A 5,238-nucleotide genomic window follows, 5' to 3' on the forward strand; every position below is an offset into this window, starting at 1 on the left:
GACGGGACAGGAAGTCCAGCACTGCATACCTGAACGCCTTTGGGCTTGCTTGAGCCGTATGCGCGGAAACGTGCCAGTACGGTTCTGAGGGGGCGGCGGCGCAGCAATGCGCCGTCGCTACCCGACTGATCAGCCCTCTGCTGTTGAACATCGCACTGCATGGGATGGAACAGGCCGCCGGAGTCCGCTATATGACCGGCACGCATGTCGGTCACACTGCGCCGGGCTCCCCGGTGGTGGTCAGATACGCCGACGATCTCATCGCCCTGTGTCACACCCGTGACCAGGCCGAACAGGTCAAAGATCGGCTGGCCGAATGGCTGGTGCCCAGGGGGCTGGCCTTCAACGAGAGCAAGACACGCATCGTGCATCTCACCGAAGGTTTCGACTTTCTCGGGTTCCATGTCCGCCGTTATGCCAACGGCAAACTGATCATCAAGCCGAGTAAGGCGGCGGTGCAACGTATCCGGAACAGGTTGCGCACCGAAATGCGGTCCCTGCGCGGGGCCAACGCCGCATCGGTGCTGCAACGGCTCAACCCGGTCATCCGGGGCTGGGCCGCCTACTACCGGACGGTGGTGTCCAAGCACGTGTTCACCACACTGGACGCCTATGTGTGGTGGCTGGTGTTCAAGTGGGCCGTGCGCAGCCACCGGAACAAACCGAAACACTGGGTCAAGGCCCGCTACTTCGGCGCGTTCAACAAAGCCAGGCGGGACAACTGGGTGTTCGGCGACCGGCATACCGGCGCCTATCTCACCAAGTTCGCCTGGACAAAGATCGTCCGGCACCAGATGGTCGACAGCTACGCATCTCCCGATGACCCGAAGCTGACCGGCTACTGGACGGCGCGGCGACGTCGCAGCGGCAAACCTCCGCTCAACCGGGATGGTCAGCACATGATCGCGCGCCAACGCGGCCGCTGTCCGCTCTGCGGAAACCTGCTGCTGCACGCCAATGCCGAACCACAGCACCCCGACGAATGGGAACAGTGGATCACCGCAACCCGCAAAGCAGTGCGCGCCAAAGCGCTCACTGTCCATATGGGACGCGGCGAATCGGACGATCGCGCTGTGTTGCATCTCGTGCACGCTGACTGCGCCCGACAACACGCCCGGCGCGGCAGCCCAGCACTCCTGCACGCCCGCGACACCTCTGGGCTTGCTTGAGCCGGATGCCCGGAAAGCGGGCACGTCCGGTTCTGAGGGGGCTCCGGCGCGGCAACGCGCCGGAGCTACCCGCCCACGCGCTGGTCCACAACCGCACGATCGCGGGGTACTTCTTCTCCCATTTGTCGGAGAATTCGGCGAACCGGTCCAGAGCGGCCTGCTCGCTGGGTGCGGTGTAGACGGGTTTGAGGTCCTTGGCCAGCGTCGACCAGTCCCGGCGGGAGGCATACCGGAAGCTGTTGCGCAGCAAATGGACGACGCAGGTCTGCACGATCGCTTTCTCCCACACCGTGGTCACAGCGTCAGGCAGGCCTTTCAGGCCGTCGCAGACGAGGAAGAAAACATCCTTGATGCCACGGTTTTTCAGGCCGATCAAGAAGCTCATCCAGAACTTCGCGCCCTCGCCGCCGCCGGTGCCCATCGTCAGCCCCAGCACGTCCTTGTGGCCGTCCACAGTGACCCCGATCGCCGCGTAGACGGGCCGGTTGGCCACCTGCCCGTCACGCACCTTCACATGGACAGCATCGATGAAGACCGCCGCATACACCGAATCCAGCGGTCGGTTCGACCATTCCTCCATTTCCCCGACGACCTTGTCGGTGATCCTCGATATCGTTTCCTTCGACACCGACGCACCGTAAATATCGGCGAAATGCGCGGAGATCTCGCCCGTGGTGAGCCCTTTCGCATACAGCGACAACACGATCTCGTCCACATCACCCAGACGTCGCTGGCGCTTTTTCACGATCTTCGGCTCGAACGTGCCCTCGCGGTCCCGCGGTACCGCGATCTCCACCTCGCCGACCGCGTCCGAGATCACCGTCTTCGCCCGCGAGCCGTTCCGGATATTCGACGAATCCCGATCCGGATCGGCCTGATTCCTCGCATGACCCAGATGCTCGGTCATCTCCTCGTTGAGAGCGGTTTCCAGCACATTCTTGGTGAACAATTTCAGCAGCCCATCCGGCCCGGTCAGGGCCAGACCCTGCTCCCGGGCCTGGGCCACCATCGCCGCCACGGCCGCCTGTTCCGGCGAAGGCTGCCGTCCTGCCTGTTTCACGTTCCTCTGTGGACTCACAGCATCCGATGTCATCACTCACAGTGCCCATCCCGCCGGACCCCAGCCCGGCGCGTCAGGCCGAAAACACCGCTCGCGGAACAGTCCCCACACCAACGGGACTGTGTGGTGAAGGGTGTTTGGCCTGTCCGGAGTTTCCGGACAGGGGGGACTAGTTCTGAGGTGTAACTGTCCACAGTGGAGGATAATGCACCATGAGTGATCAGAGCAAGGACGCGTCGCTGCAGGTCTCGCTGGTGGTGGACCGGCAGGTGGTGGCCGAGCTGGTCAAGCGTGCCCAGGCCGATGGGGTCCATCGGTGGCGAGGGTGGGTTGATGCAGCAGCTGACCAAGATCGTGCTGGAGTTCTCGTTGGTGGCCTTTCCCCGCTTTGTCGGAGGCTTGGTTATCTGGCTCCGACTGGGTCAGTGGGATGCTACCGGCGTCGTGTTGGTCGCGTGGGTGGGTGTTGTAGGCCTCCTCGTACTCATCGGGGGATAGTCCGCCGAGTCCGGCTTGGATGCGACGCGGGTTATACCAGCCGTCGATGTAGCGGAAGATCGCCGCGTCAGCCTCGGCGCGGGTGGCGAACGTGGTGCCCGGCCAATACAGCAGCTCGATCTTGATGGTCGACCACAGGTTCTCGGCCAGAGCGTTGTCGAAGCTGTCGCCAACCGAGCCGGTCGACGGGGCGACGCCGGCGTCGGCCAGCCGCTGGGTGAACCGGAGCGCGGTGTATTGACAACCCTTGTCCGAATGGTGAATTAGCGCACCGCTGCGTACATCGCGGGACCACAGCCTGTATTCCAGCGTGGTGAGTACCAGCTCGGTGTCGGCGCGGGCGGCGGTGGCCCAGCCGACGATGCGGTTGGAAAACGCATCACGCACCGAGGCCAGCCATAACACGCCCTCACCGGTGAGCAGGCGGGTCAGATCGGCCACCCACAGCCGGTTCGGTGCGGCGGCGGTGAAGTCCCGCTCCACCAGATCCGGCGCGGCCGTGTGCGCCGGATTCTGCCGCGTCGAGCCAGTCTTCCAGCCCTTGCGCAGGTGCGCGCCGACGAGCCCGTTGGCCCGCATGATCCGCTCCACGCGCTTACGTGAGCACCGCACTCCTTGGCGGCGTAGCTGAAGCCACACTCGCGGAGACCCATCGGTCGCGGCGAACTCGTGCGAGGACCGGATCTTCTCGATCCGCTCCAGCAACTCCGCGTCCTCGCGCTGCCGCCGCGACGGCGATTCAGCGCGACCGACCGAGAAGTCATGGTCATCGATGAAGCTCATGACCGCCTCCGGGTCGGGTCGATCTCGCCGGCAAAATAAGCGCTCGCCGCCCGCAACACATCGTTGACCCGCTTGAGCTCGGCGTTCTCCCGCTTGAGCCGGCGGTTCTCCTCGACCATGTCTGTCGTCGGCCGGTCATGCCGCCGGCCGCAGTCGGCCTCGTCCTGACGAATCCAGTTCCGCAACGCCTCCGGGTGCACGTTCAACTGCTCGGCCAGCCGCCGGATCGTCGGCTTCGGGTCCGACTCCCGATACAGCCGCACCGCGCGTTCCCGCAGCTCATCCGGGTACTTCTTGGGTGCTGCCACAACGACTTCCTTCCTCGGTCTGCACGAGCAGACCAGACTCGGAAGCCTCCGGACAAACGGGGGAAGCTCAGGACGCCTGCTCCTTCGCGCTGCTGCCGGGGTGGCCAACGACTATCGCCGGGCGCGGGCCGAGGCGTCGTCGGGGTATAGAGGTCTCCGGCGATCTTCAGTGGAGCCGCACAAATCGATGTTGCGAGGTGGTTCGTCCTCCCGTCCTGGGCGTCGGCGGCGACGGTGCAAAATCGGCTACCAGCGCTGCTGGGAGATTCGACACGCCTGCCTTTGGGGAAAGCTAAGCTCGAGTCGAGAATCGGGCAGGAGGTCTGCTCCGGCGGATGGGGGCAGCTGCGTGGACCGACGACGTCGCACAGTACGCACTGCTTCCACTTGCTCGAAATGCGTGATTCATCACGTTGACCCGTTCTCGTTGGCACAATGGTGCGATCAACACTGACCGCTCGGCCACATTTCGTGGTCGGGGATGGAAACCCCTTCGTCCGTGAAGTACTCAGGATTCCGTGCAGCTGACCAGATCATCGTTCTCCCGCAGGAACCTGTTGCGCCTGTCCGGTGCGTCGACGGCCGCCGTGTCTTCGACGTGTGATGATGCCTGAAATCATGGGTCGCATCACCGGGTTGGGCAGGCTGCTGCCCGGCTGGTTACGCGCGCCCAGCCGGGGCACCGCCGAGTACCGGTACGAGCTCGAACGAAAGCTGCACGATGGCCCGGCGGAGGGCCTGTCGGCGCTTGCCATCGAGCTGGCCCTGATCTCCGCCACGGCAGGTGACCGGCAGCTCGCGGTCCGGATCGCCGAGATGGGTGGCAACGTCTGCCAGCTCGTCGACCGCCTGCGCCTGCTCAGGACGGTGCACCGTCCATCGATCGGACAGTCCCGCGGCCCAGGCTGCACCTTAATTCTTGGGTGTGGCGGGGCAGTTCTGGTTTCACCTAAGACTCGCATCGGGCTGGTTGTGTTGGGTGATGTAACCGCATTTGGTTTTACTTGTGTCTGGCTGGGGGTGTCGGTGAAGGTTGTTCGGTCTGGTCTGGAGGAGGCTGTGCAGCAGACAGATGGGTGAGAGTCTTCGTCAGTTTGCGGATTTTTGTGTCGCGACTGAGGAGAATGCGGAGTATCTCGGGAAGAACGCGTTGAGTATGAACGGGGTACCGGACTCGGCTGGTATCTCTGATCCTACGCGCGAGGGTTATCGCCGCTGATGCGCGCGGAGTTGCGTGTCGGTTGCGGGTGGGTCGAGTGTGGGATGGGGGGTTGAGTGGTGGATCTCGAGTTTGATCCGGCGTTTGATTGGTTGTGGGTTTTGGTGGTGGGGCAGAAGGCTCCGCGGGTTGATGTGGCGGCGGCGCGTGCGTTGGCGGAGAGCTGGCGTGATAGTGGTGTGACGTTGGGGGAGTTGGGGG

The 5,238-nt window shown here is 64.0% G+C and carries 4 protein-coding genes and 1 pseudogene; 2 read left to right on the forward strand and 3 right to left on the reverse strand.

Translation table 11 applies throughout. The features are described from left to right. Positions 1-140 precede the first annotated feature (140 nt). Positions 141-1,169 carry a group II intron maturase-specific domain-containing protein gene (locus E1288_RS45875; RefSeq protein WP_268952039.1) on the forward strand — a complete coding sequence of 343 codons (1,029 nt, stop codon included), beginning with the start codon at positions 141-143 and terminating at the stop codon, positions 1,167-1,169. 73 nt (positions 1,170-1,242) lie between these two features. Here the strand turns inward: E1288_RS45875 and E1288_RS45880 are convergent. The 3 genes and pseudogenes from E1288_RS45880 to E1288_RS45890 all read right to left on the reverse strand — a co-directional run. Next, positions 1,243-2,178 (reverse strand): annotated as a pseudogene (locus E1288_RS45880) (IS256 family transposase); the annotation flags it as partial. Between the two features lie 336 nt (positions 2,179-2,514). Then, positions 2,515-3,510 carry an IS3 family transposase gene (locus E1288_RS45885; protein WP_132495581.1) on the reverse strand — a complete coding sequence of 332 codons (996 nt, stop codon included), beginning with the start codon at positions 3,508-3,510 and terminating at the stop codon, positions 2,515-2,517. Next, positions 3,507-3,818: a transposase gene (locus E1288_RS45890; protein WP_165968637.1), complete on the reverse strand. Its 312-nt coding sequence runs from the start codon at positions 3,816-3,818 to the stop codon at positions 3,507-3,509. The genes E1288_RS45885 and E1288_RS45890 overlap by 4 nt, the downstream gene beginning before the upstream one ends. A gap of 618 nt (positions 3,819-4,436) precedes the next feature. Between E1288_RS45890 and E1288_RS45900 the strand changes: the two genes are divergently transcribed. Beyond that, a complete protein-coding gene (locus tag E1288_RS45900; RefSeq protein ID WP_132495585.1) occupies positions 4,437-4,898 on the forward strand; it encodes a hypothetical protein in 462 nt (153 codons plus the stop codon). Positions 4,899-5,238: the final 340 nt, after the last annotated feature.

The organism is Saccharopolyspora elongata, from assembly GCF_004348985.1.
In the GTDB taxonomy this organism is placed as follows: domain Bacteria; phylum Actinomycetota; class Actinomycetes; order Mycobacteriales; family Pseudonocardiaceae; genus Saccharopolyspora; species Saccharopolyspora elongata.

What these genes read in the sequence shown, in the direction of transcription:
- E1288_RS45885 (WP_132495581.1), bottom strand. Translation starts at nt 3,510, where the DNA reads ATGAGCTTCATCGATGACCATGACTTCTCGGTCGGTCGCGCTGAATCG.
- E1288_RS45900 (WP_132495585.1), top strand. Translation starts at nt 4,437, where the DNA reads ATGGGTCGCATCACCGGGTTGGGCAGGCTGCTGCCCGGCTGGTTACGC.